The following is a 22,188-nucleotide window of genomic DNA, read 5'->3' on the forward strand; positions in this document are numbered from 1 at the left end:
TCACTTTTTTTACAAGCGCCTAAAAAAAGTAAGCAAAAAAACGCTCGCCCCTGACGTACGGCCCCTCGCTTAGGCTCGGGGTTCCTTCGCTCCGGCATTCATCCGGGGGCATCGCCTCCGGTCGGCTTCGCTCGACCTCCTCTCGATGTGTTCGGCTTCGCCGAACGGCGCTGCGCGCCTCCCCCCCGGATGAACGCCTCCACTCAGCCTGCCGAGGGGGCGGGTGGATCAAGATCAAGAGCTGCAGGCGAGCTAACGCTCGGCCTGATGAGTGGTGAGAAGCAGTGGGTGTACGCCGACCCATTGTGGGAGCGGGCTTGCCCGCGAAGGTGGCCTGACAGCCGACCAATATCTTTCAGATGTACCCGGCCCAACTGTGGGAGCGGGCTTGCCCGCGATGGCGGCCTGTCAGCCGACCAATATCTTTCAGATGTACCCGGCCCAACTGTGGGAGCGAGCCTGCTCGCGATGAGGCCCTGACAGTCAATCAATCCTGTGTAATTTTCATCATATCCCGAGGAAACCTCCGACACGTTTTTCAGGTTGTCCGTCGGAAGCGCGATCTCTAGCCTTTGTCTGTCGCTGCAAAATCAGTGATCGGGTTTGGTCGCCCGGGTTTAGAATGGCGCACAGTGCCGCGCGAGCGGCATTTTTGTGCTTGCTTAATGGCGAGCTGTGCGTGGGAGGGCCTAGGCCCTGCCGGGTTTCCATTCCCTGGTCGACCAACCTGCGTACGGTTCGCCACCCTTCTGCTTGGTCGCAGTGATGGCGAACTCCAAACTCAAGAATGGAGCTTCACCATGATCAAACCCACCCCAAATCCCCCCGAAACCGACGACGTTTCCCCCTATCAATCCCCCCACTCAAACAAACTCCACGAAGCTGCCAGCCGCGCCCTCGATCACTACCTCAATCCACCCAGGCAACCTGTCACCCACAAGCCCAGCACGATGTTCGTCATCGCCCCGGACATCGATACCGAGACCTTGCTGGCCCACGCCTGTGAATCGCTGGCGTCGGCGAGTGTGATGGCGAGTGATTTTGCGGGGTTTCTGGAGGGCTCGCAGCGCAACACTCTGCTGGGGATTGCGCAGGTGATCATGCTGGGTGAGCTGGCGGTAAATCGGGCCTTGGATAATCTCGATCCGCAAGACTGACCACGGAGCTTTTGTGGCGAGGGAGCGAGCTCCCTCGCCACAGACATCGGCCTTGTCGGGATCAGGCAACCGGCCGCCAGTGCCCGACCATATGCTCCAGATCCCCGGCGCCCACCAACTGCAGTTCCCCGCTCGGTCCCGGCGCACTGGCCAGCAACGTCACTTCACTGGGCAACCGTACCGGCTTCCTGAACTGCACCGCGATCTCGACATTCGCTGCAGGTAGATGCCCGACCAGCGCAGCCAGCGTGCGCGCCTTGTTCCACAGGCCATGGGCGATGGCGGTCGGGAAACCGAAGAGTCGGGCGCTGGCCGTGCTCAGGTGGATCGGGTTGTAGTCGCCGGACACCTTGGCGTAATGCCGGCCGATGTCCGAGGACGCTTTCCAGTGCTCGACTTCGGTCAGGGCCAGGCTGCTTGTCAGATGCTCTTCGAGCGGTTCGCCCTCGAGTTTGACGCCGCGACAGAGCATCCGGCTTTGCTCCTCCCATAACGGTCCCAACTGGTCGTCGAGGGTGGTCAGCAAATCGAACGTCGCGCCTTTGGCGTGGGGTTGCAGGTTCTGCACCTGCACGCTGACGCACACCCGACTCACCCCGCCCATGGGGCGCAGCACACGAATGCGATTGCTCAGGTGAATCAGGCCCAGCAGCGGGAACGGGAAGTCCCTGGCTGTGAGCAATTGCATCTGCAAGGCAAAGCCGAGGATATGCGGATAGGTCGGCGGCAGCAGGCCGTTGTCGGCGAAACCGCAGACCTTGCGATAGGCCACCAGGCGCGAGGGATCGACATCGACCCAGCATCGAAAACCCGAATCGGGCAGGCGGGTGCCAGTGATTTTTCGCCGTGTCGCCGCTCGTGCGTACAACCCTGGCAGGCCAGGTTCGCGGTCAAGTGTGTGCCAGTCGGTGATCATCCTTAAGCCCCCAGAACGCTTTGCCCGCAAACGCGCAACGCTTGCCCGGTGAACGCGCCGGTGCCCGGTTGCGCGAGCCAGGCCACGGCCTCGGCAACGTCTTGTGGCAAGCCGCCCTGGCCAAGCGAGCTCATGCGTCGTCCGGCTTCGCGCAGGCCGAAGGGAATGTGCGCGGTCATCTGCGTTTCGATGAACCCCGGCGCCACGGCGTTGATGCTGATGCCGCGCTCGGTGAGCAGCGGCGCCCAGGCTTGCGCCAGGCCAATGAGCCCGGCCTTGCTCGCCGCGTAATTGGTTTGCCCGCGATTGCCGGCGATGCCGCTGATGGATGCCAGCAAAATCACCCGGCCGTTGTCGTGCAGGGCGCCGCTGTCGAGCAGGGCTTTGGTCAGCACTTGCGGCGCGTTGAGGTTGACCGCCAGTACCGCGTCCCAGAATTCCGGGGTCATGTTGGCCAGAGTTTTATCCCGGGTGATGCCGGCGTTGTGCACCACGATGTCGAGGCCGTCGGGTAACTGTTCGATCAACTGCGTGGCGGCGTCTTCGGCGCAGATGTCGAGGGTGATGCTGCGCCCGCCGAGGCGTGCGGCGAGGGCTTCGAGATCGGTTTTGGCCGGTGGCACGTCGAGCAGGATGACGTCGGCACCATCACGAGCCAAGGTCTCGGCGATGGCCGCACCAATGCCTCGCGCCGCGCCTGTTACCAGTGCCTTGCGCCCGGCGAGCGGGCGTGTCCAGTCGCTGACGGGCGTCGAGCACGGATTCAGGCGAATGACTTGTCCGGACACGAAGGCGCTTTTGGGCGAGAGGAAAAACCGCAGCGGGCCTTCCAGTTGCGCCTCGGCACCTTCGCCGACATAGATCAACTGCAGGGTGCCACCGCTGCGCAACTCCTTGGCCAATGAACGGCTGAAACCTTCCAGGGCACGCTGCGCACTGGCGGCGAACGGGTCTCGCTGTGTTTGCGGGTCGCGTCCGAGAATCACCAGGTGTGCGCAGTGTTCGAGGTTCTTCATCAGTGGCTGGAAAAACTCGCGCAGTTGCTTGAGCTGATCGGTGTGCTGCAGGTCACTGGCGTCGAACACCACGGCCTTGAGTTTCGGTCCGTGGCCGGGAATCCACGCTGTGGCCATCGAAGGCTCGGTGCCGTAGCTGTAGATCGCGTCGGTCAGGCGGTTGGCGAAGGCACTGACTTGCTCCGCCAACGGCCCGCCGCCGAGCAGCAGCGCACCTTCTACAGGTCGCAGCCGACCTGCTTGCCAGCGCTCCAGTCGGGTCGGCACCGGCAGCCCCAGGGCGCCGACCAGGCGATGGCCGATGGACGAGTTGGCGAAGTCGATATAGCGGTCAGACATGGAACGCGCTCCGAAAGTCGGGGTTAAAAGTGTGGACCACGAATGGCGATCAGTCGTTCGATCCACGAGATAAGGCCTACGCTAGTGTAGGAGCGAGCCTGCTCGCGATAGCGATAGGTCAGTCGACATCAATGTAGCTGACAGGCCGCTATCGCGAGCAGGCTCGCTCCTACAGGGAACCCTGTTCATATTTGAAAATTTGCAGAGGCTTTATATGACCCAACTGCGCCGCGTCGCGATCATTGGCGGTAACCGGATTCCTTTCGCCCGCTCCAACGGCCCCTACGCCACGGCCAGTAACCAGGTGATGCTCACTGCCGCCCTCGAAGGCCTGATCGAACGCTACAACCTGCATGGCCAGCGCATCGGCGAAGTGGTCGCCGGGGCCGTGCTCAAGTTGTCGCGGGACATGAACCTCACACGTGAGTGCGTACTCGGTTCGCGACTGTCGCCTGCCACCCCGGCCTATGACATCCAGCAGGCTTGCGGCACCGGGCTGGAAGCGGCGTTGCTGGTGGCGAACAAGATCGCCCTGGGCCAGATCGACTGCGGCATTGCCGGTGGCGTGGACACCACTTCGGATGCCCCGATCAGCGTCAGCGAGGGCCTGCGCAAAATCCTCCTGCAAGCCAATCGCTCGAAAACCACCGGCGACAAACTGAAAACCTTCCTGCAATTGCGCCCCAAACATCTGATCCCCGAATTCCCGCGCAACGGCGAGCCGCGTACCGGGCTGTCCATGGGGCAGCATTGCGAGTTGATGGCCCAGACCTGGAACATCCCTCGCCAGGCACAGGATCAATTGGCGCTCGAGAGTCATCAGAAGCTGGCCGCGTCCTATGCCGAAGGCTGGCACAACGACCTGATGACACCGTTCCTGGGGCTCACCCGCGACAATAACCTGCGTCCGGATTCGACTCTGGAAAAGCTCGCCGCGCTCAAACCGGCCTACGAGAAAAGCGCCAAGGGCACCCTGACCGCAGGCAACTCCACGCCACTGACCGATGGTGCGTCACTGGTGCTGCTGGGTAGCGAAGAATGGGCCAAGGCTCGCGGGTTACCGATTCTTGCCTACTGGCGCGACGGTGAAGCGGCGGCGGTGGATTTCGTCAACGGCGCGGAAGGGTTGTTGATGGCGCCGGTCTACGCCGTGCCGCGTTTGCTGGCACGCAATGGCCTGACCTTGCAGGACTTCGACTACTACGAAATCCATGAAGCCTTCGCCGCGCAAGTGCTGTGCACATTGAAGGCCTGGGAAGATCCGGAATATTGCAAAACCCGTCTCGGCCTCGAGACGGCGTTGGGCTCGATTGACCGCAGCAAGCTCAACGTCAAGGGCAGTTCACTGGCGGCGGGGCATCCGTTTGCCGCTACTGGCGGGCGCATCGTCGCCAACCTGGCGAAGTTGCTGGATGCGGCGGGCAAGGGGCGGGGACTGATTTCGATTTGCGCGGCGGGCGGGCAGGGTGTGACTGCGATCATCGAACGCTGAGTGTAAACGACTGTGGGAGCGAGCTTGCTCGCGATGGCGGAGTGTCAGCCAACATCTATGTTGGATTAACCATCCTCATCGCGAGCAAGCTCGCTCCCACAGGGTTTAGTGGTGAGTTTGCAAATCAGGTCCGAAACCTGCGCACCAACCCGTCCAGCTCATTCGACAACCCGGCCAGGCTCTGGGAATCCAGGCGCGCCGAGTTGGCCAGTTCCGCCACCAACTGCGCATCGCCATGGATCTGGCTGATGTGCCGGTTGATGTCTTCGGCCACTTGATGCTGTTGTTCCGCCGCCGTGGCGATCTGGGTATTCATGTCGCGGATCACGTCCACCGACTCGCGGATCTGCCCGAAGCTGTTGCGCGCCTCACCGATGCGCGTCACCGATTGCTGGGACACCTCCAGACTGGCGTGCATCTGTTGGGTCACCTGGCTGGTGCGTTTGGCCAGGTTGCCCAGCAGTCCGTCGATTTCCGCCGTGGAGTCGGCCGTGCGTTTGGCCAGAGCTCGAACTTCATCGGCCACCACGGCAAAACCGCGACCCTGTTCACCGGCCCGGGCCGCTTCGATAGCGGCGTTCAATGCCAGCAGGTTGGTCTGTTCAGCGATCGAACGGATGGTCCCGAGGATCGACTGAATGTCGTTACTGTCGCGTTCGAGCTGTTGCATCGACTGGGCCGACTGTTCGATTTCCTGGCTCAGGCGATCAACGCTGTTCACCGCCGCATCGATCTGCTGCTGACCTTCGCGCGCCTGGCGCTGGCCACTGTCGGCAGACTCCGCAGCCTGACTGCAAGAGCGCGCGACTTCGTTGGCGGTGGCGACCATTTCGTGGAACGCCGTGGAGACCATGTCCACCGCTTCACGCTGGCGCCCGGCGGCTTCGGACATGTCGCTGGAAACCTGGGTCGAACTCTTGGACGTGGCGAGGATCTTGCCCGCCGCACCGCCGATGTTCTGGATCAGGTTGCGAATCGCGGTCAGGAACTGGTTGAACCAGTTGGCCAGTTGCGCGGTTTCGTCGTTGCCACGGATTTGCAGGTTCTGGGTCAGGTCGCCTTCGCCCTGGGCGATGCCTTCCAGGCCGCTGGCCACGCTGCGGATCGGACGCACGATGAGGCTGGCAAAACTGGCGCCGACGATGGCGAAGACAACGGCCAGAACGGCGGCGATGATGGCGATCAACCAGGTCAACTGGGTCGCGGAACTCATCACGTCGTTCTGTTTGATCAGGCCGATGAAGGTCCAGCCCAGTTGCTCCGATGGCCAGACGTTGGCCATGTAGTGTTCGCCGTTCAGCTCCACTTCCACCAGGCCCTTGCCGGCCTTGGCCAGTTGCGCGTAGCCGTCGCCCAGGCTGTTCAGCGGTTTGAAGTTGTGTTCCGGTTGTTTCGGGTCCACCAGGACCATGCCGGTGTTTTCCAGCAGCATCAGGTAACCGGTTTCACCGAGCTTGATCTGTTTGACGATCTCGGTGAGCTGCTTGAGCGTCACGTCGATGCTGACCACGCCGCCGTTGGTGCCCAACTTGTTGTCGATGGTGCGCACGGTGCTGACGTAGGTCGCGTCATCCTGGGCCCAGTAGTAGGCCTCGGTGCGAAACGGCTTGCCCGGTTTGGCTTGGGCGGCCTTGTACCAGGGGCGCTGGCGCGGATCGTAGTTGCTCAGCTTCGGATCATCCGGCCACGACACGTAACCGCCCGCCGCCGTGCCGAGGATGGCATAGGCGTAGGCCGGGTGGCTGTTGCCAAGGTCCTGGAGCAGGGTGAAGACTTTTTTGTCCGCCTCGCCTTGAGGGATGCTCTCGGCGTTGGCAGCCATGTAGGTCTTGAGGCTGTCGTCGGAGTTTCGGATCAACGGCTGCCTGGCCAGGTAATCGACGTTCTGGCTGATACCGTCAAAGAACAATTGCATGGCATTGCTGACCTGACGAATCTCGCGGGCACTGCCGTCGACGAATTCGTCCCTGGCATCACTGCGCAGGTTCAGCACAACGAGGGTGGCGACCAGCACCACGGGCAGGCAGGCGATGATTGCAAACGCCCAGGTCAACTTCTGTTTGATGTTCATCCGCGCTCCAGATTTTCTTGTAGGCCCACGCAGTGCAGATGACTCGCGGTTTTTTGGCAGCCGTAAACGTTCTTGGTCAACCCGGGTCCTTGAGTGCGGCATCGCTTTTGTTGTGGCAGCGATTGTCGGACAAATCACTTTGTCACTAAGGACTTCGGCTGTTGTCGGAGGAAATTGAGGCCTGTTGGGAAAAATCCTACGGAAGGTACGAACTGTGGAGTCAGCTTCTGTCGCAATTGCCCTCTATGCCCTTGCACAACAAGTGACGCAGGCTCGGCTATGATCTGGAACGATCCGTGGCGGTCGTCGGTTTTTTCCGATGAAATCGGCACATTGTGTGCTTCTGCAATGATCATAAGTCGGCAACCCCTCCCCCCGGTGAGTGGATTGCCGTATAACGAATGACTTTCGCGTGTTTGGTAATAAAGGACCCACAATAAAAGCTGATGAAGACTCCAAAACGCATTGAACCCCTGATCGAGGACGGTCTGGTCGACGAGGTGCTGCGCCCACTCATGAGTGGTAAAGAAGCAGCTGTTTATGTGGTGCGCTGCGGTAACCAGTTACGTTGCGCGAAGGTCTACAAGGAGGCGAACAAACGCAGTTTTCGTCAGGCGGCCGAGTATCAGGAAGGCCGCAAGGTGCGCAACAGCCGTCAGGCCCGGGCGATGGCCAAGGGCTCGAAGTTTGGCCGCAAGGAAACCGAGGACGCCTGGCAGAACGCCGAAGTGGCGGCGTTGTTCCGCCTGGCCAATGCCGGTGTGCGGGTGCCCAAGCCGTATGACTTCCTTGAAGGCGTGCTGCTCATGGAGCTGGTGGCCGACGAGTACGGTGATGCCGCGCCGCGTCTGAACGATGTGGTGCTGGAGCCGGATCAGGCCCGCGAGTATCACGCGTTTCTGATTTCCCAGATCGTGCTGATGCTGTGTACCGGCCTGGTGCACGGCGACCTGTCCGAGTTCAACGTGCTGCTGACGCCAACCGGCCCGGTGATCATCGACCTGCCGCAGGCGGTGGATGCGGCGGGCAACAACCACGCATTCAGCATGCTGGAGCGCGACGTGGGCAACATGGCGTCCTACTTCGGGCGGTTTGCACCGGAGTTGAAGAAAACCAAATACGCCAAGGAAATGTGGGCCTTGTACGAGGCCGGCACCTTGCACCCGGCCAGCATCCTGACCGGCGAGTTCGCCGACACGGAAGAACTGGCCGACGTGGGCGGAATCATGCGCGAAATCGAGGCCGCGCGCCTGGATGAAGAACGCAAGCAAGCGGCACGCGCGGCGGACGATGCTCCGCCGGGCAAAACCGAAGAACCGCCTCCACCGTGGATGCAGTGATCGGCTGAAAAACCCGGCTTCGGCCGGGTTTTTTGTGGGTTACAGATTCAATGTGACACACACAATACCTGTGGGAGCGAGCCTGCTCGCGATGGCGGTGCATCTGTCACTCATCGATGTGCTGCCGGGCCAGGGCCTTCACATCGGCACTGGCGCGTTGGCGGTCTTGCCAGAGGGTCAGCAACTTGCCGACTTCTTCCAGGGAAAACCCCAGGTCCCGGGAGCGCTTGATGAACGCCAGCGTGTGCAGGTCATCATCGCCGTACACCCGGTAACCGCTGTCGGTGCGATGGGCCGCCTTGAGCAGACCGATGGATTCGTAATAACGGATCATCTTTGCGCTCAGGCCGCTGTGGCGGGCCGCTTGGCCAATGTTCATCGGTTGTCCTCCAGGTCCTTGGGTTTCCAGGTTTTCAACAGTAGCGCATTGCTCACCACGCTGACGCTCGACAGCGCCATGGCCGCACCGGCCAGCACCGGGTTGAGCACGCCAAACACTGCCAGCGGAATGCCGATCAGGTTATAAACGAAGGCCCAGAACAGGTTCTGCCGAATCTTCGCGTAGGTCTTGCGGCTGATCTCCAATGCTGCCGGTACCAGTCGCGGATCGCCGCGCATCAGGGTTATGCCGGCCGCGTGCATGGCGACGTCGGTGCCGCCGCCCATGGCGATACCGATATCGGCGGCGGCCAGCGCCGGGGCGTCGTTGATACCGTCGCCGACCATCGCCACCACACCGGTTTCTTTCAATGCGGCGACCGTGGCGGCTTTGTCCGCCGGCAACACTTCGGCATGCACATCGTGGATGCCCAGCGCCTTGGCCACTACATTGGCGCTGCCGCGATTGTCGCCGGTCAGCAGGTGGCTGCTGATGTTCCGCGCGCTCAGTTGTTGCACCGCTTGCAGCGCGCCGGGCTTGAGGGTGTCACCGAAGGCGAACAGGCCCAACACGCGTGGCTCGGGTTTTTGTTCGATCAGCCAGGACAAGGTTCGGCCTTCGCTTTCCCACGCGATCGCCGAGTCGGCCAACGGCCCGACGTTCAAGCCGCTGTCCTCCAGCAGGCGCCGATTGCCCAAGGCCAGGCGACGCCCTTCKAGGCTGCCGGCGATGCCACGGCCGGTCAGGGACTGGCTGTCGCTGACATCGGCCACCGTCAAATGGCGTTCGGCGCAGGCATCCAGAACAGCCTTGGCCAGCGGATGCTCGCTCCCGCGTTGCAGGGCGCCGGCCAATTGCAGCAGGCTCGCCTCATCACCGTCGATGGCGCTCAGATGAGCGATGCGCGGGGCGCCGGAGGTCAGGGTGCCGGTCTTGTCGAACACCACTGCGCTGACTTCATGGGCGCGTTCCAGTGCTTCGGCGTCCTTGATCAGAATCCCGTAGCGTGCCGCCACGCCGGTGCCGGCCATGATCGCCGTCGGTGTGGCCAGGCCCAGGGCGCACGGGCAGGCGATTACCAGCACCGCCACGGCGTTGATCAGCGCGGTTTCCATCGGCGCGCCATGCAGCAGCCACCCGATCAAAGTCGCCAAGGCAATCACAAGCACGGTGGGCACGAAAACCTGGCTGACTTTATCCACCAGTTTCTGGATCGGCGCTTTTGCGGCCTGGGCGTCTTCCACCAGCCGGATGATCCGCGCCAGCACGGTTTCCGCACCCAGGGCCTGGGTGCGCACTAGCAACCGGCCTTCACCGTTGATAGCACCGCCGGTGACTTTGTCGCCGGGCTGCTTGGGCACCGGCAGGCTTTCACCACTGATCAGGGCTTCGTCGGCGTGACTCTGGCCTTCAACCACTTCGCCGTCCACCGGGAAGCGTTCGCCGGGTTTGACCATCACCAGATCATTGAGGCGCAGCGCACTGATGGCGACTTCCTGTTCGTGGCCATCGATTACCTGAATCGCCCGTTCCGGACGCAAGGCTTCGAGGGCGCGAATGGCGCTGGCGGTCTGACGCTTGGCGCGGCTTTCCAGGTACTTGCCCAGCAGCACCAGGGCGATCACCACCGCCGAGGCTTCGAAATACAGATGCGGCATTCGCCCGGCGGCGGTGGCCCATTCGTACAGGCTCAAGCCATAACCGGCGCTGGTGCCCAGGGCCACCAGCAAATCCATGTTGCCGGCCCCGGCGCGCACGGCTTTCCACGCGGCGACGTAAAACCGTGCGCCAAAGATGAATTGCACCGGCGTGGCCAGGGCGAATTGCGCCCAGGCCGGGAGCATCCAGTGCACGCCGAATGGCTGTAGCACCATCGGCAATACCAGCGGCAAGGCGAGGGTAATGGCGATGATCAAGGCCAGGCGTTCGCGATGCAGGCGCTGTTGCTGATTGTCGGTGGGTGGGTGTTCGGTTTCCCGGACGGTGGCGGTGTAGCCAGCCTTGGCCACCGCTGCGATCAAGGTTTGCGGATCGATCTGGCCGAGCAGTTCAAGGTGGGCGCGTTCGTTGGCCAGGTTGACGCTGACGCTCTTCACTCCCGCAACCTTGCCCAGCGCGCGCTCGACGCGACCGACGCAGGACGCGCAGGTCATGCCGTCGATGCTCAATTCCAGACTCTGCTGCGGCACGCTGTAGCCGGCCTTGGCCACGGCATCCATCAGGGCCGGCAGACTGTCGCTGGGCGCTTGCACCCGCGCTTGTTCAGTGGCGAGGTTAACGCTGACGGCACTGGCGCCAATGACTTTGCTCAAGGCGCGCTCGACACGCCCGGCGCAACTGGCGCAGGTCATGCCGGCAATCGGCAGGTCGAACGTGGTGGATTCGGACATCGGTCGCACTCCCTGTAGTGGATGACCACAGGATCAACCTTGCCATGCTGGCAAGGTCAAGTGCCAATCTGAAACTGCTGCTGATCCCCTGTGGGAGCGAGCTTGCTCGCGATGGCGGTCTTTGAGTCACATCCATGTTGAATGTGACGCCGTCATCGCGAGCAAGCTCGCTCCCACAGGTTTATCGGGTGTTCCCGGGATCTGTGCCTGGCCGTGATCCCTTGTGGGTCAGTAGCCGAGCCCTGCGCGCTTCAGATACATCCCTTCCTGCGTCATCGCGATCCGGTACTTGAGCACATCCCCGGCCTTGAGCTGGATATCCTGCGAACCCGGCGCGAGCATGCCCGGATTGCAACCCGGCACCTGGCCCGGCAGCAATTTGAGGCGCAGCGACACTTTGCCCGGCGGCAGGTTGAACGAGGTGCTCTGCTCCTGAAACAGGCGCGCCGCCAGTTGATCCTGGATGTACACACCGATTTCGCAGCTGGTCGCGACTTCCAGGCGCTCGCGGGAAATGATCAGCACGCCATAATCCTGACCGGCAGCATTGACCGAAGGCATGGCGGCGAAAAGGCTGAGAAAGCCAAACAGGCTGAAAACCGACCAGCGCATGGCTGAATCTCCTGAGTTCGAGTCATTGATGGACGCAGCTTGGCCGAGCCCCGCGTCGATTGCCAGCCCGGCAGCAATCTTCAGAACTTGACCTTGCCATAGTGGCAAGCTCGAAACTGGGTTAAACCTCGGAAAGGAGTCATCCCATGCAAGTGTTCAACGTTGAAGGCATGTCTTGTGGTCACTGCGTCAAGGCCATCACTCAGGCGGTCCAGGCCAAAGACCCGGCGGCCAGTGTGCGGGTCGATCTGGCAGCCAGGGAGGTCGGAGTCGAAAGTGCGCTGAGCGCCGAGCAAGTGATCGAAGCGATCAGCGAAGAGGGTTACGGCGTTAAATTGGCCTGATTTTAATAGTTAGCGAGCTATCTTAATGTTCAAGGCGTCCATGCGCGGCTAGACTGTCGGCCTGCCGACTTCTGCCACACTGGATGCCTGATGAACTTGCGTACCATTCTGATTCTCGGCGCCTTGAGCGCTTTCGGTCCGCTGGCGATCGATTTCTATCTGCCGGCTTTCCCGGCCATGGCACTGGCCTTCGGGACGGACGAAAATCACGTTCAGATGACGTTGGCGGCGTACTTCCTCGGCTTGTCCATCGGTCAGTTGGCCTATGGCCCGGTGGCGGATCGTTTCGGGCGACGCATTCCGTTGCTCACCGGTGTCGGCCTGTTCACCGCTGCTTCCGTGGCGTGCGCCTATGCGCCGAATCTGGAATGGCTGATCGGTGCGCGATTCGTCCAGGCATTGGGTGGCTGCGCGGGCATGGTGATTTCCCGGGCGGTGGTCAGCGACAAATGTGATGCGGTGGGCTCGGCGAAAGTCTTTTCGCAGTTGATGCTGGTGATGGGGCTCGCGCCTATCCTCGCGCCATTGCTGGGTGGGTTGCTGGTCAACACCACAGGCTGGCAGTCGATCTTCCTGGCCTTGACCGGGTTCAGTGCGTTGGCGGGGCTGGCGGTGGCGACGGGATTGCCGGAAAGCCTGCCAGCCCACATACCGCGCCAACCGCTGTCGGGCGCGCTGCGTCAGTACGGTCGGTTACTGGCCGACCCGATATTTCTTGGCCACGCCTTGACCGGGGGTATCGCCATCGCCGGGATGTTTGCCTACATCGCCGGTTCACCCTTCATCATCATCAAGCTCTACGGCGTTCCGGCCGAGCATTTTGGCTGGTTGTTCGGCACCAATGCGGCGGGCTTCATTCTGGTGGCGCAGGTCAACGCGCGTCTGCTGGCCAAACGTGGCCCGACATTCTTGCTGGCGCGCGCGGTGTGGGTTTATCTCGCGGCCGGTCTGACCCTGCTCGCTGTCAGCTCTCTGCACACGGCCCACCTGTGGCCGCTGCTGATTCCATTGTTCATCTGTATTTCCAGCCTCGGTTGCATCAGCCCCAACGCCGCAGCCTGCGCAATGAGCGGGCAGGGCGCACGGGCCGGCAGCGCATCGGCGCTGCTCGGTTGCCTGCAGTTCAGCGTGGCTGCCGGAGCCTCCGCGCTGGTGGGCGTTTTGCACGACGGCAGCGCCGTGCCGATGGCCATGGTCATCAGCCTGTGTGGAATTCTGGTGGTGAGCGCTGCGGTGCTCACCCGGCGTTTGCAAAATGCCCGGGCGCTGGCGCAAGCCCAGGTTTGAGGCCGGAATCAGCCGGCAGCACGCTGCGGGTGGAGGACGGGTATCGGGTGAGGGGCCTGGATACGGGCTTCGAGGGTACGCGTGAAAGCGCGAGCTTCTGCTTCGCTGCGGAACGTCACCGCATGCTGGTCAAGACGGACTTGCCACTGGGATTTTGCCAATTCTTTTATCAGGATCTTCACAACTGATCACCTCTCGTAAAAGACGTTACGCAAAAGATTGCCTCGCAGGAGATTCGATTGTAGTCCTGAATACGAGCACCATTGTGACAAGGATCAACTGTCGGACTGACGGTTTGTAACTAAAAAAAACACGGATTTTCGAGGGCCCCACAGGGGGCTGTCTGCGACCGGGACTTACCGGCCGCAGATGGAAAACAGCAGTAGGCGATGAAATCAGCGATGGTTTTTTTCAGCGCTTCAGAACCCTTCCAGCACAATCTTGCCCTTGGCTTTTCCGCTTTCCAGCAGGGCATGGGCACGGCGCAAATTGGCGGCATTGATCGTGCCGAAGTGTTCGCCCACCGTGGTTTTCAGGGTCCCGGCATCGATCAGCCAGGCGACGCGATTGAGCAGGTTGTGCTGCTCGATCATGTCCGCGGTTTCAAACAGTGAGCGGGTGTACATGAACTCCCAGTGCAGTGACAGGCTCTTGCGTTTGAGCTTGGTCACGTCCAGTGACTTGGGGTCATCGATCAGCGCCAGCTTGCCTTGGGGGGCCAATGCCTCGACCAGTTGATCCAGGTGCTGGTCGGTCTGGGTCAGACTGGCGACGTGGGTGACTTGATCCACACCGGCCCGCTTGAGTGCTTCGCTCAGTGGCTGGCCATGGTCGATCACCAGATCGGCACCCAGCTCCTTCACCCAGCTTTGGGTCTGCGCACGCGAAGCGGTGCCGATGACTTTCAGGGCCGTCAACTGGTGAGCCAGTTGCGTAAGAATCGAGCCCACGCCACCTGCCGCGCCGACGATCAACAGGCTCTGGCCTTCGTCGGTTTTGCCTTCGCGCACTTGCAGGCGTTCGAACAACAGTTCCCAGGCCGTGATCGCGGTGAGCGGCAGGGCGGCGGCCTCGGCGAAACCAAGGGTCTTCGGCATGTGGCCGACGATGCGTTCGTCCACCACATGCAATTCGCTGTTGCCGCCCGCACGGGCGATGGAGCCGGCGTAAAACACCTTGTCGCCGACCGAGAACAGCGTCACCTCACTGCCCACGGCCTTGACCACGCCAGCCACGTCCCAGCCCAGCACCTTGGCCGCACCGCCTTCGGGCTGGACGTTCTGGCGCACCTTGGTATCCACCGGGTTGACCGAGATGGCTTTGACTTCCACCAGCAAGTCGCGAGGGCCGGCAACCGGCTCCGGCAGTTCGATGTCTTGCAGGGCTTTGTCATCACTGATCGGTAACGAGGTGTAGTAGGCAATGGCTTTCATGGACGACTCCTGAACACTAATAAAGAAGCGATTCGATGGTGAGATGATTGGCTATTTCTCCTGAAGATAAAACCGGCTAAAAGAGCAGTCTCTTTCAATATTTTTTTGATAATCGGTGCTCTTGATGCTGCGTTTCGATGATTTGCAGTTGTTTGTCCGGGCGGCGGACCTGGGCAGTCTGTCCGCCGCCGCGCGGGGCATGGACATGTCGGCGGCGGTGGCCAGTGCGGCGCTCAAACGCATCGAACAACAGCTCGGCGCCCGTTTGTTGGCCCGTTCGACCCGAAGCCTGCGCCTGACCGCCGAAGGCGAGGGCTTTCTCGAGTACGCCCGCGCGGCACTGAGCAATCTCGACGAGGGCCGGCGATTACTGGCCAGCGGTCAGGACCAGGTCAGCGGGGTTCTGCAACTGTCGGCGCCGTCGGACTTTGGCCGCCATCTGCTGTTGCCCTGGCTTGACCAGTTTCAGCGCGAGCATCCGAAACTGACCGTGCGCCTGCTGCTGGGGGATCGCATCGCCGACCTGTTCCGCCAACCGGTAGACATTGCCCTGCGCTACGGTGAACCGGAGGACTCCAGCCTGGTGGCGCTGCCCATCGCCCCGCAGAACCGCCGGGTGTTGTGCGCCGCTCCCGACTATCTGGCTCGCCACGGCGAACCGCGGCATCTGGAGCAACTGGCACAGCACAATTGCCTGTTGTACATGCTCGGCAGCCGGGTCCACGATCATTGGAGTTTTCACGACGGCAAACGCGAAGTCAGCCTGACCGTCAGCGGCGATCGCTTCAGTGACGATGCCGACGTCGTTCGCCTTTGGGCCGTGGCCGGTGCCGGGATCGCCTACAAATCCTGGCTCGATGTGGCCGCCGATGTACTGGCCGGCCGCTTGAAGGTGCTGATGCCGGAACTGCTCTGCGAGCGCGCACCGTTGAATCTGTTGTGCGCCCATCGCGCACAATTGAGTAAGCCGGTGAACCTGTTGCGCGAAATGCTTGTCAGCCGATGCGCCCTGTTGAGCAGTCAATTTCCGGGCTTTTCGGATATCGATCATTAGTCGCACAAAAAAAGAGAAATTTCCCTCAGGAACGATCACCACCTATGCCGGGGGGAGGGCAGGATCCGCCGACCAACCCGCATATACTAGCGCCCTCATCATGTAAGTAGCGTCGATCCCCCTATGGCGGGTCCACGTTCGAGTCGGCCCGGCAGCACGGTCATCCTTCTGGCCTTCGCGGCATCGGCCAGGCAGCGCTAATGGGTGAGCAAGGCGTTGCCGGACTCATGGCAGTTTCCACGGATTGGCCGACGACACATTACTGGTCAAGATGTTTCTGGTCAGAAGACGAAACGATTCAACAGGGAGTGAATACATGGAACATGCACCTTGCATCAGCCAGATCGCCACATTGCTGGCTGACCCAAAGCGCAGCGCAATGATGTGGGCCTTGATGGATGGTTCGGCGCGGGCAACCGAAGAGTTGGCATTGCTGGCCGGCCTGTCACCGTCTTCGGCCAGTGCACACCTGGGACGTTTGTCCGCTGGAGGTCTGTTGAGGGTTGAAAGCCGCGGCCGCAAACGCTTCTTCCGCTTGGCCGCTCCCGAGGTCGGGGCGGCAATCGAAGCACTGGCCAGCGCGACCTTCGCCAGCGCACCCCAGGATATTGCGGACGTATTCAAGCGCAATGCGCCTCTCGTCAAACCCCGGGCGGTGCGTTCGCCATTGTTGAGTGCCCGACTGTGCGACGATCACTTGGGGGGCACCCTGTCCGCCGATCTGTATCAGCGACTGCTGGAGGCAGGCTGGATCGAACAGATTGATCAGCGGGTCACGGTAACGCTCAAGGGCGCGACGGAGTTGGCGGCACGGGGCGTGTTCATCCAGGCGCTGGCCCATCACAACGGCAGGGTTGCCTGCGCGTGTCCTGACTGGAGCGAGAGACGCCCGCACATGGGCGGCTCGCTGGGCGCGGCACTGTTGCAGCTGTTCATGCAGTCGGGGTGGCTGAGCTTGCCCAACGATTCCCGAGCCTTGCAAGTGACGGCCTCCGGGCAACGCGAGATTCATCGCTTTGCCCAGGAACCCGAGTTGGAACTGGCGCTTTAATGCACCGTTGCGGGAGCGAATGCTCTCGCACCCGTCGGGCTTTGGCGCTGAACCTTACGGTTTCACCAAGCGCGCATCGAGGCTATTTTGCGCCAGGCGTTTGGCCTGGTCCTGGGTCATGCCCAGGTGGGTGTGCAACGCATGGAAGTTCTCGGTGACATAGCCGCCGAAGTACGCCGGGTCATCGGAGTTCACGGTCACTTTCACGCCACGTTCCAGCATGTCGAGAATGTTGTGCTGCGACATGTGATCGAACACGCAAAGCTTGGTGTTCGACAACGGGCACACGGTCAGCGGGATCTGTTCGTCGATGATTCGCTGCATCAGGCGCTCGTCTTCGATGGCGCGCACGCCATGGTCGATGCGCTGGATTTTCAGCAGGTCGATGGCTTCCCAGATGTACTCGGGCGGGCCTTCTTCACCGGCGTGGGCGACGGTCAGGAAGCCTTCGTGACGGGCACGGTCGAACACGCGCTGGAACTTGCTCGGCGGGTGGCCCATCTCGGAGCTGTCCAGGCCCACGGCGACGAACGCATCGCGGAACGGCAGCGCCTGGTCGAGGGTTTTCTGCGCTTCGTCTTCACTCAGGTGACGCAGGAAGCTCAGGATCAAACCACTGGTGATGCCCAGTTGCTGCTCACCATCTTTCAGTGCGGCGGCGATGCCATTAAGCACCACTTCGAACGGGATGCCACGGTCGGTGTGGGTCTGCGGGTCGAAGAACGGTTCGGTGTGAATCACGTTCTGCTCTTTGCAGCGCAGCAGGTAGGCCCAGGTCAGGTCATAGAAGTCCTGGGACGTGCGCAGCACATCGGCACCCCGGTAATACAGGTCGAGGAACTCCTGCAGGTTGTTGAAGGCATACGCCTTGCGCAAGGTTTCGACGTCGTTCCATGGCAGGGCAATCTTGTTGCGCTCGGCCAGGGCGAACAACAGCTCTGGTTCCAGCGAGCCTTCCAGATGCAGGTGCAATTCTGCCTTGGGCAGGGCGTTCAGCCAGTCGTACATGATTCTTTTCTCATCAGGTGCAATGGTCGCCATTCTACAGAGGGTTGCTGCAACAATTGGTAAAACCTGACCGGCCGGTTCATCACTCGCTCTTCAGCGTCGCCGGCATCAGGTCGCTGATCGACAGCTCAACCGTGCCGTCCGACAATCCGTCCCAGTGGTTCTGGGACTTCCAGTCATTGACGATGGAGGTCAGCACCGCTTTCGGCCCGAAGTACGCCATGTCCGAAGCGTAGCCCACGGCATAGACGCCGCGACGTTCGGCGGCATGGATCGGCGCCGGGCTGTCGGTGTGCTGGAACACCACGTCCACGCCCTGATCGATCAGCGGGGCGTAGGCACTGGCAGTCAGGCAGGCGCTCAGGCCGATGGCCGACGCAACGGCGCAAAGCAGCTTCGTCAACGGACCGTCATGCATGAATTTTGACTCCATTTTGTTGTGAGGTTGGCTGGACTCTTGCGCCTGCACAGGGCTATGCAAACTGCTGACCAACAGCACAACAAAATTTGAAGCCGCGGTATTGCCATCGCGAGCAGGCTCGCTCCCACAAAAGTAACGCGGTCCCTGCTCGCGATAGGTTCGTGAAGTCCGATAAAAGTGCATGTCCTGGCACAGCTGCCACCCACTGGTGCGCTAAGGCAAGATCAGACTGAGTTGCTGGCGGAAAGGTCGGTGATCCCTGAAACCAACGCCATCGAAGGCATGACTCACTTCGTGTTGTTTGCGACGTTCATCATGTTGTCGCTGCTTGGGCCTTTGAGCCCTCCACAAAACCAATGTGGGAGCGGGCTTGCTCCGGGCGGCGTTCCGACGAAAGCGGTGTGTCAGTCACATAAATATCAAGCCCGCTCCCACAGTTTTAATCAGTGTTGTATCAGGTCCCGGCAATCAACTGTCGCGCCGCCTGACTGTGATCAGCAATCAACCCTTTCAGATCCAGCCCTTCGACCTGCCCGTCGATCACCCGCCACTTGCCGCCGACCATCACTCGATCCGCGCGATCGGCGCCGCACAGCAGCAGGGCCGAGACCGGATCATGGCTGCCGGAGAAGCGCAGCTCATCCAGTTTGAACATCGCCAGGTCAGCCTGCTTGCCCACCGCCAACTCGCCGATATCGGTACGACCCAACAGGCTGGCCGAGCCTTTGGTCGCCCAGCCGAGCACGCGTTCCGGGGTGATCTTCTCGGCGCCGTAGCGCAGGCGCTGGATGTACAGGGCCTGGCGCGCTTCGAGCATCATGTTCGAGGCATCGTTGGACGCCGAACCGTCCACACCCAAACCAAGCAAGGCACCGGCATCGGTCAGCTCGATGCTCGGGCAGATGCCCGAGGCCAGGCGCATGTTGGAACTCGGGCAATGGCAAATACCGGTGCCGGCGGCACCGAGGCGGGCGATTTCATCCGGGTTGAAATGGATGCCATGGGCCAGCCAGGTACGCGGGCCGAGCCAGCCGACGCTGTCCAGATAGTCCACGGTGCGCAGGCCGAAGCGTTGCAGGCAGAAATCTTCTTCGTCGAGGGTTTCTGCCAGGTGGGTGTGCAGGCGCACGTCGAGTTTGTTCGCCAATTCGGCACTGGCCGACATGATTTCCGGCGTCACCGAGAACGGCGAGCACGGTGCCAGGGCGATCTGGATTTGCGCGCCGTCACCGCGCTCGTGGTATTCGGCGATCAACCGCTGGCTGTCGGCGAGGATCACTTCGCCTTCCTGCACGGTCTGTTGCGGCGGCAGGCCACCGTCCTTTTCACCGAGGCTCATGGAGCCGCGGGTCAGCATGGCGCGCATGCCCAGTTCGCGGACGCTCTCGACTTGCACGTCGATCGCATTTTCCAGACCTTCGGGGAACAGGTAGTGATGGTCGGCCGCGGTGGTGCAACCGGACAACAGCAACTCGGCCAACGCGACTTTGGTGGCGAGGGCGAGTTTTTCCGGGGTCAGGCGTGCCCAGACCGGGTACAGGGTTTTCAGCCAGGGAAACAGCGGCTGATTGACCACCGGCGCCCAGGCGCGGGTCAGGGTTTGATAGAAGTGGTGATGGGTATTGATCAAGCCCGGCAGGATCACATGTTCGCGGGCATCGAACACTTCATTGCACGGAGCGGACGGTTGTTGACCGGCGCCGAGTACTTCGACGATCAAGCCGTCTTGCAGCACCAGACCGCCACGGGCATCGAGACCGTTGGCCGTGAAAATGGCGAGGGGATTTTTTAACCAGGTACGGGTCGCAGGCATGTTGGCCGGCTCCTCTGAAAGTTGGGTTCAGGGTTGCCAGCTCAGTGTTGCCCTGTCTGCTGATCCAGGTTCGCCGGGGAGGCGAGATGCGGAGTTTCGATCAAAATGCTCTGGCGGGCAAGCCCGGCCCGACAGGACAACAAATAACCCTGTGGGAGCGAGCTTGCTCGCGATAGCGGTTTACCAGACACAGATGTGCTGATTGACACTCCGCCATCGCGAGCAAGCTCGCTCCCACAGTGGGCGGTGGGGGTTACCAGGGAATGGTTTCGCCCCGGTAATTGATGAAGTGGTGCCCGCCCTTGCCGACATACGCATTCACCTGATCAACCAGACCACGTGTGCTGGTTTCCACGTCGATGTCCGCGCCTTCACCACCCATGTCGGTTTTCACCCAGCCCGGGTGTAGCGACAGCACAGTGATACTGGTTTCGCCCAACTGGGTGACGAAGCTGTTGGTCATGGAGTTCAGCGCCGCCTTGCTGGCCTTGTACAGTGCCAGTTCCGGCGCATCGGGCATGGTCACGCTGCCCAGCACCGAACTCATGAACGCCAGCACGCCGGTGTCCGGGCGGATTTGCTCGACAAAACGCTGGGCCAGGTTGATCGGTGCCACCGCGTTGGTGAAAAACAGCTGACCGACTTCGGCTATCGTCGCGCCACCGTTTGGCGTCTGGACATCCGGCCCTTTGACCCCGGCGTTGACGAACAGCAGGTCAAACACTTCACCATTGAGCTGTTGGCTCAGGGCGGACACCGCTTGCTGATCGTCCATGTCGAGCTTTTCGATCTGCACCTTGCCCAGGGCCTGCAAGGCTTCGGCTTTTTGCGGATCGCGCACGGTGGCGGTGACTTGCCAGTCATCGGCCAACAGGGTTTTCACCAGCCCGAGGCCAAGCCCCCGGGAGGCGCCGATGATGAGTGCGGTTTTTGCCTTGGACATGATTGGCTTCCTTGAAGATTCAGAGTCGTGGATTCAATGGACACTGTTGCCCGAGCCGTTGTTGCAACTCATCGCGCAGCGCGCCGAGTTCGGCCATGCGGGCATCGATCAGTTTGAGTTTGTCTTGCAGCAATTGCGTGACGGCACGGTCGGGATCGGGCGACTGCCAGATCGCAGCGACGCTGTTGCCGATCTCGCCGAGGGTAAAGCCCAGTCGTTGAGCGGTCTTGATGTACTGCACCAGTTGCACCATGTCTGGCGGATAGTCGCGATACCCGTTGGCACTGCGTTGCGCGGCGATCAACCCGCGCTGCTCGTAAAAGCGCAGCGTGTCGCGGCTGACGGCGCTGGCCTGGGCTAATTCACCGATGCGCATCATCACGTCTCGAAGGGGGCTTGACCCTGGAGCATACTCCAGGCTTTAGCCTTGTTGCTCCCTGAATTGATGGAGCAATGTCGATGTGGACTACAACGCAATATCGCCGTTTGGTGCAAGGCAGTGCCTGGTACGACCTGATCGTGACGGTCGCGTTTGTCACGCCGTGGAGTTTTGCGGCGCTGCATGGGGTTTTGACGGGTGTGAGCCAGGCGTTGAGTTTGCCCGGTGAGCTGCCGCCGTTCGAACCGGTGCACATGTTGATGGCGAATCTGTTGGGGTCGATTGTCTGCGTATGGGCGGTGCTGCGGATTCGTGATCCACAGCAAATTTATGGGCGATATGACTCGGTCGCGAGATTTCTGTTTTCGGCATGGCAGGCTTATGCCCTTGCTCATGGTGCGAGTTCGCTGCTGGTGGTTTTTCTGATTTTTGAATTGGCGTGGGGCGTCGCTCAGGTGCTGCCTGTTCGGCAGCCATCGCGAGCAGACTTACCTGCTGGTTCCGCGGATTAGCAGGTGCGTCTCTGCGCCACGGCACCACTTAAGGGCAAGGTCTCGGATCAGGCTCCGAATTTGCCCATTGTGATTTGGTTAAAAAATGAGCAGTTGGCTGCAAGCCATATCGGATCTGGCGCCGAGAGGGCCATGAACGGGTTATCCACAGATTGCTCCACAGTATTTGTGCGCAAGCTCCAAGCACGGGCATAAGCACTGAGTGGCTTTCTTCTAAAGGCGATAAACCGT

Annotated in this window: 18 protein-coding genes and 3 pseudogenes; 8 read left to right on the top strand and 13 right to left on the bottom strand. The window is 61.3% G+C overall.

The features are described 5' to 3' along the window. Positions 1 to 800: 800 nt before the first annotated feature. Entirely contained in the window at positions 801 to 1,157 is a 357-nt protein-coding gene (locus tag AB4Z35_RS29240; protein WP_007996453.1) for a DUF6124 family protein, read from the top strand. Between the two features lie 61 nt (positions 1,158 to 1,218). Here the strand turns inward: AB4Z35_RS29240 and AB4Z35_RS29245 are convergent, their stop codons facing one another. Continuing rightward, complete coding sequence (locus tag AB4Z35_RS29245) at positions 1,219 to 2,073, bottom strand: MaoC family dehydratase (protein ID WP_442101056.1); 855 nt, start codon at positions 2,071 to 2,073, stop codon at positions 1,219 to 1,221. 2 nt (positions 2,074 to 2,075) lie between these two features. After that, positions 2,076 to 3,428, bottom strand: a complete 1,353-nt coding sequence (locus AB4Z35_RS29250; RefSeq protein ID WP_442101057.1) for a 3-oxoacyl-ACP reductase — start codon at positions 3,426 to 3,428, stop codon at positions 2,076 to 2,078. Positions 3,429 to 3,642: 214 nt separating this feature from the next. Here AB4Z35_RS29250 and AB4Z35_RS29255 point away from each other — a divergent pair, with 214 nt between their 5' ends. Beyond that, positions 3,643 to 4,920: an acetyl-CoA C-acetyltransferase gene (locus AB4Z35_RS29255; RefSeq protein ID WP_442101058.1), complete on the top strand. Its 1,278-nt coding sequence runs from the start codon at positions 3,643 to 3,645 to the stop codon at positions 4,918 to 4,920. Between the two features lie 124 nt (positions 4,921 to 5,044). Here the strand turns inward: AB4Z35_RS29255 and AB4Z35_RS29260 are convergent, their stop codons facing one another. Together AB4Z35_RS29260 and AB4Z35_RS29265 are read right to left on the bottom strand one after the other, a co-directional pair. Then, positions 5,045 to 5,812 (bottom strand): methyl-accepting chemotaxis protein, encoded by a 768-nt coding sequence (locus AB4Z35_RS29260; RefSeq protein WP_442101070.1) that lies wholly within the window; start codon positions 5,810 to 5,812, stop codon positions 5,045 to 5,047. A 90-nt stretch (positions 5,813 to 5,902) separates the two neighbouring features. Next, positions 5,903 to 7,093, bottom strand: a pseudogene (locus AB4Z35_RS29265) (cache domain-containing protein); the annotation flags it as partial. Positions 7,094 to 7,437: 344 nt separating this feature from the next. Here AB4Z35_RS29265 and AB4Z35_RS29270 point away from each other — a divergent pair. Continuing rightward, a complete protein-coding gene (locus tag AB4Z35_RS29270) occupies positions 7,438 to 8,331 on the top strand; it encodes a PA4780 family RIO1-like protein kinase (RefSeq protein WP_116265383.1) in 894 nt (297 codons plus the stop codon). Positions 8,332 to 8,440: 109 nt separating this feature from the next. Here the strand turns inward: AB4Z35_RS29270 and AB4Z35_RS29275 are convergent. The 3 genes and pseudogenes from AB4Z35_RS29275 to AB4Z35_RS29285 form a co-directional block, all read right to left on the bottom strand. Continuing rightward, positions 8,441 to 8,710 (bottom strand): annotated as a pseudogene (locus AB4Z35_RS29275) (MerR family transcriptional regulator); the annotation flags it as partial. Then, a complete protein-coding gene (locus AB4Z35_RS29280; protein WP_442101059.1) occupies positions 8,707 to 11,100 on the bottom strand; it encodes a heavy metal translocating P-type ATPase in 2,394 nt (797 codons plus the stop codon). The pseudogene AB4Z35_RS29275 and the gene AB4Z35_RS29280, both read right to left, overlap by 4 nt. A gap of 228 nt (positions 11,101 to 11,328) precedes the next feature. Further along, positions 11,329 to 11,712, bottom strand: a complete 384-nt coding sequence (locus AB4Z35_RS29285; protein WP_442101060.1) for a hypothetical protein — start codon at positions 11,710 to 11,712, stop codon at positions 11,329 to 11,331. Positions 11,713 to 11,858: 146 nt separating this feature from the next. Between AB4Z35_RS29285 and AB4Z35_RS29290 the strand changes: the two genes are divergently transcribed. Next, positions 11,859 to 12,056, top strand: coding sequence for a heavy-metal-associated domain-containing protein (locus AB4Z35_RS29290; RefSeq protein ID WP_007991325.1), 198 nt, complete (start codon positions 11,859 to 11,861; stop codon positions 12,054 to 12,056). Between the two features lie 90 nt (positions 12,057 to 12,146). Continuing rightward, the gene (locus tag AB4Z35_RS29295; protein ID WP_442101061.1) at positions 12,147 to 13,343 is read left to right on the top strand and encodes a multidrug effflux MFS transporter; all 1,197 of its coding nucleotides are present in this window, start codon (positions 12,147 to 12,149) and stop codon (positions 13,341 to 13,343) included. A gap of 419 nt (positions 13,344 to 13,762) precedes the next feature. On the opposite strand, the gene AB4Z35_RS29300 is transcribed toward AB4Z35_RS29295, so the two are convergent. Further along, positions 13,763 to 14,776, bottom strand: coding sequence for a zinc-binding alcohol dehydrogenase family protein (locus AB4Z35_RS29300; protein ID WP_442101062.1), 1,014 nt, complete (start codon positions 14,774 to 14,776; stop codon positions 13,763 to 13,765). 124 nt (positions 14,777 to 14,900) lie between these two features. On the opposite strand from AB4Z35_RS29300, the gene AB4Z35_RS29305 reads away from it, so the two are divergent. Both AB4Z35_RS29305 and AB4Z35_RS29310 read left to right on the top strand, forming a co-directional pair. Continuing rightward, the gene (locus AB4Z35_RS29305) at positions 14,901 to 15,830 is read left to right on the top strand and encodes a LysR family transcriptional regulator (protein ID WP_442101063.1); all 930 of its coding nucleotides are present in this window, start codon (positions 14,901 to 14,903) and stop codon (positions 15,828 to 15,830) included. A gap of 316 nt (positions 15,831 to 16,146) precedes the next feature. After that, positions 16,147 to 16,881, top strand: a complete 735-nt coding sequence (locus tag AB4Z35_RS29310) for an ArsR/SmtB family transcription factor (RefSeq protein ID WP_442101064.1) — start codon at positions 16,147 to 16,149, stop codon at positions 16,879 to 16,881. Positions 16,882 to 16,935: 54 nt separating this feature from the next. Here the strand turns inward: AB4Z35_RS29310 and AB4Z35_RS29315 are convergent, their stop codons facing one another. The 5 genes and pseudogenes from AB4Z35_RS29315 to AB4Z35_RS29335 all read right to left on the bottom strand — a co-directional run bounded on the left by AB4Z35_RS29315 (position 16,936) and on the right by AB4Z35_RS29335 (position 21,442). Continuing rightward, on the bottom strand, positions 16,936 to 17,889 hold the full coding sequence (locus AB4Z35_RS29315) for an adenosine deaminase (RefSeq protein WP_007996475.1): 954 nt from the start codon (positions 17,887 to 17,889) through the stop codon (positions 16,936 to 16,938). A gap of 85 nt (positions 17,890 to 17,974) precedes the next feature. Further along, positions 17,975 to 18,235 (bottom strand): annotated as a pseudogene (locus AB4Z35_RS29320) (BMP family ABC transporter substrate-binding protein); the annotation flags it as partial. A 529-nt stretch (positions 18,236 to 18,764) separates the two neighbouring features. Continuing rightward, positions 18,765 to 20,123 carry an 8-oxoguanine deaminase gene (locus tag AB4Z35_RS29325; protein ID WP_442101065.1) on the bottom strand — a complete coding sequence of 453 codons (1,359 nt, stop codon included), beginning with the start codon at positions 20,121 to 20,123 and terminating at the stop codon, positions 18,765 to 18,767. 253 nt (positions 20,124 to 20,376) lie between these two features. Then, complete coding sequence (locus tag AB4Z35_RS29330) at positions 20,377 to 21,066, bottom strand: SDR family oxidoreductase (RefSeq protein ID WP_442101066.1); 690 nt, start codon at positions 21,064 to 21,066, stop codon at positions 20,377 to 20,379. A 19-nt stretch (positions 21,067 to 21,085) separates the two neighbouring features. After that, positions 21,086 to 21,442, bottom strand: a complete 357-nt coding sequence (locus AB4Z35_RS29335; RefSeq protein ID WP_442101071.1) for a MerR family transcriptional regulator — start codon at positions 21,440 to 21,442, stop codon at positions 21,086 to 21,088. Between the two features lie 83 nt (positions 21,443 to 21,525). On the opposite strand from AB4Z35_RS29335, the gene AB4Z35_RS29340 reads away from it, so the two are divergent. Next, complete coding sequence (locus AB4Z35_RS29340) at positions 21,526 to 21,957, top strand: hypothetical protein (protein WP_442101072.1); 432 nt, start codon at positions 21,526 to 21,528, stop codon at positions 21,955 to 21,957. Positions 21,958 to 22,188 lie beyond the last annotated feature (231 nt).

This window comes from Pseudomonas sp. KB_15 (genome assembly GCF_052114525.1).
Lineage (GTDB): Bacteria > Pseudomonadota > Gammaproteobacteria > Pseudomonadales > Pseudomonadaceae > Aquipseudomonas.

Excerpts from the sequence above, each read along its gene's own strand:
- AB4Z35_RS29240 (WP_007996453.1), top strand. The coding sequence starts at position 801 with ATGATCAAACCCACCCCAAATCCCCCCGAAACCGACGACGTTTCCCCC.
- AB4Z35_RS29245 (WP_442101056.1), bottom strand. The coding sequence starts at position 2,073 with ATGATCACCGACTGGCACACACTTGACCGCGAACCTGGCCTGCCAGGG.
- AB4Z35_RS29250 (WP_442101057.1), bottom strand. The coding sequence starts at position 3,428 with ATGTCTGACCGCTATATCGACTTCGCCAACTCGTCCATCGGCCATCGC.
- AB4Z35_RS29255 (WP_442101058.1), top strand. The coding sequence starts at position 3,643 with ATGACCCAACTGCGCCGCGTCGCGATCATTGGCGGTAACCGGATTCCT.
- AB4Z35_RS29260 (WP_442101070.1), bottom strand. The coding sequence starts at position 5,812 with ATGTCCGAAGCCGCCGGGCGCCAGCGTGAAGCGGTGGACATGGTCTCC.
- AB4Z35_RS29270 (WP_116265383.1), top strand. The coding sequence starts at position 7,438 with ATGAAGACTCCAAAACGCATTGAACCCCTGATCGAGGACGGTCTGGTC.
- AB4Z35_RS29285 (WP_442101060.1), bottom strand. The coding sequence starts at position 11,712 with ATGCGCTGGTCGGTTTTCAGCCTGTTTGGCTTTCTCAGCCTTTTCGCC.
- AB4Z35_RS29290 (WP_007991325.1), top strand. The coding sequence starts at position 11,859 with ATGCAAGTGTTCAACGTTGAAGGCATGTCTTGTGGTCACTGCGTCAAG.
- AB4Z35_RS29295 (WP_442101061.1), top strand. The coding sequence starts at position 12,147 with ATGAACTTGCGTACCATTCTGATTCTCGGCGCCTTGAGCGCTTTCGGT.
- AB4Z35_RS29300 (WP_442101062.1), bottom strand. The coding sequence starts at position 14,776 with ATGAAAGCCATTGCCTACTACACCTCGTTACCGATCAGTGATGACAAA.
- AB4Z35_RS29305 (WP_442101063.1), top strand. The coding sequence starts at position 14,901 with ATGCTGCGTTTCGATGATTTGCAGTTGTTTGTCCGGGCGGCGGACCTG.
- AB4Z35_RS29310 (WP_442101064.1), top strand. The coding sequence starts at position 16,147 with ATGGAACATGCACCTTGCATCAGCCAGATCGCCACATTGCTGGCTGAC.
- AB4Z35_RS29315 (WP_007996475.1), bottom strand. The coding sequence starts at position 17,889 with ATGTACGACTGGCTGAACGCCCTGCCCAAGGCAGAATTGCACCTGCAT.
- AB4Z35_RS29325 (WP_442101065.1), bottom strand. The coding sequence starts at position 20,123 with ATGCCTGCGACCCGTACCTGGTTAAAAAATCCCCTCGCCATTTTCACG.
- AB4Z35_RS29330 (WP_442101066.1), bottom strand. The coding sequence starts at position 21,066 with ATGTCCAAGGCAAAAACCGCACTCATCATCGGCGCCTCCCGGGGGCTT.
- AB4Z35_RS29335 (WP_442101071.1), bottom strand. The coding sequence starts at position 21,442 with ATGCGCATCGGTGAATTAGCCCAGGCCAGCGCCGTCAGCCGCGACACG.
- AB4Z35_RS29340 (WP_442101072.1), top strand. The coding sequence starts at position 21,526 with ATGTGGACTACAACGCAATATCGCCGTTTGGTGCAAGGCAGTGCCTGG.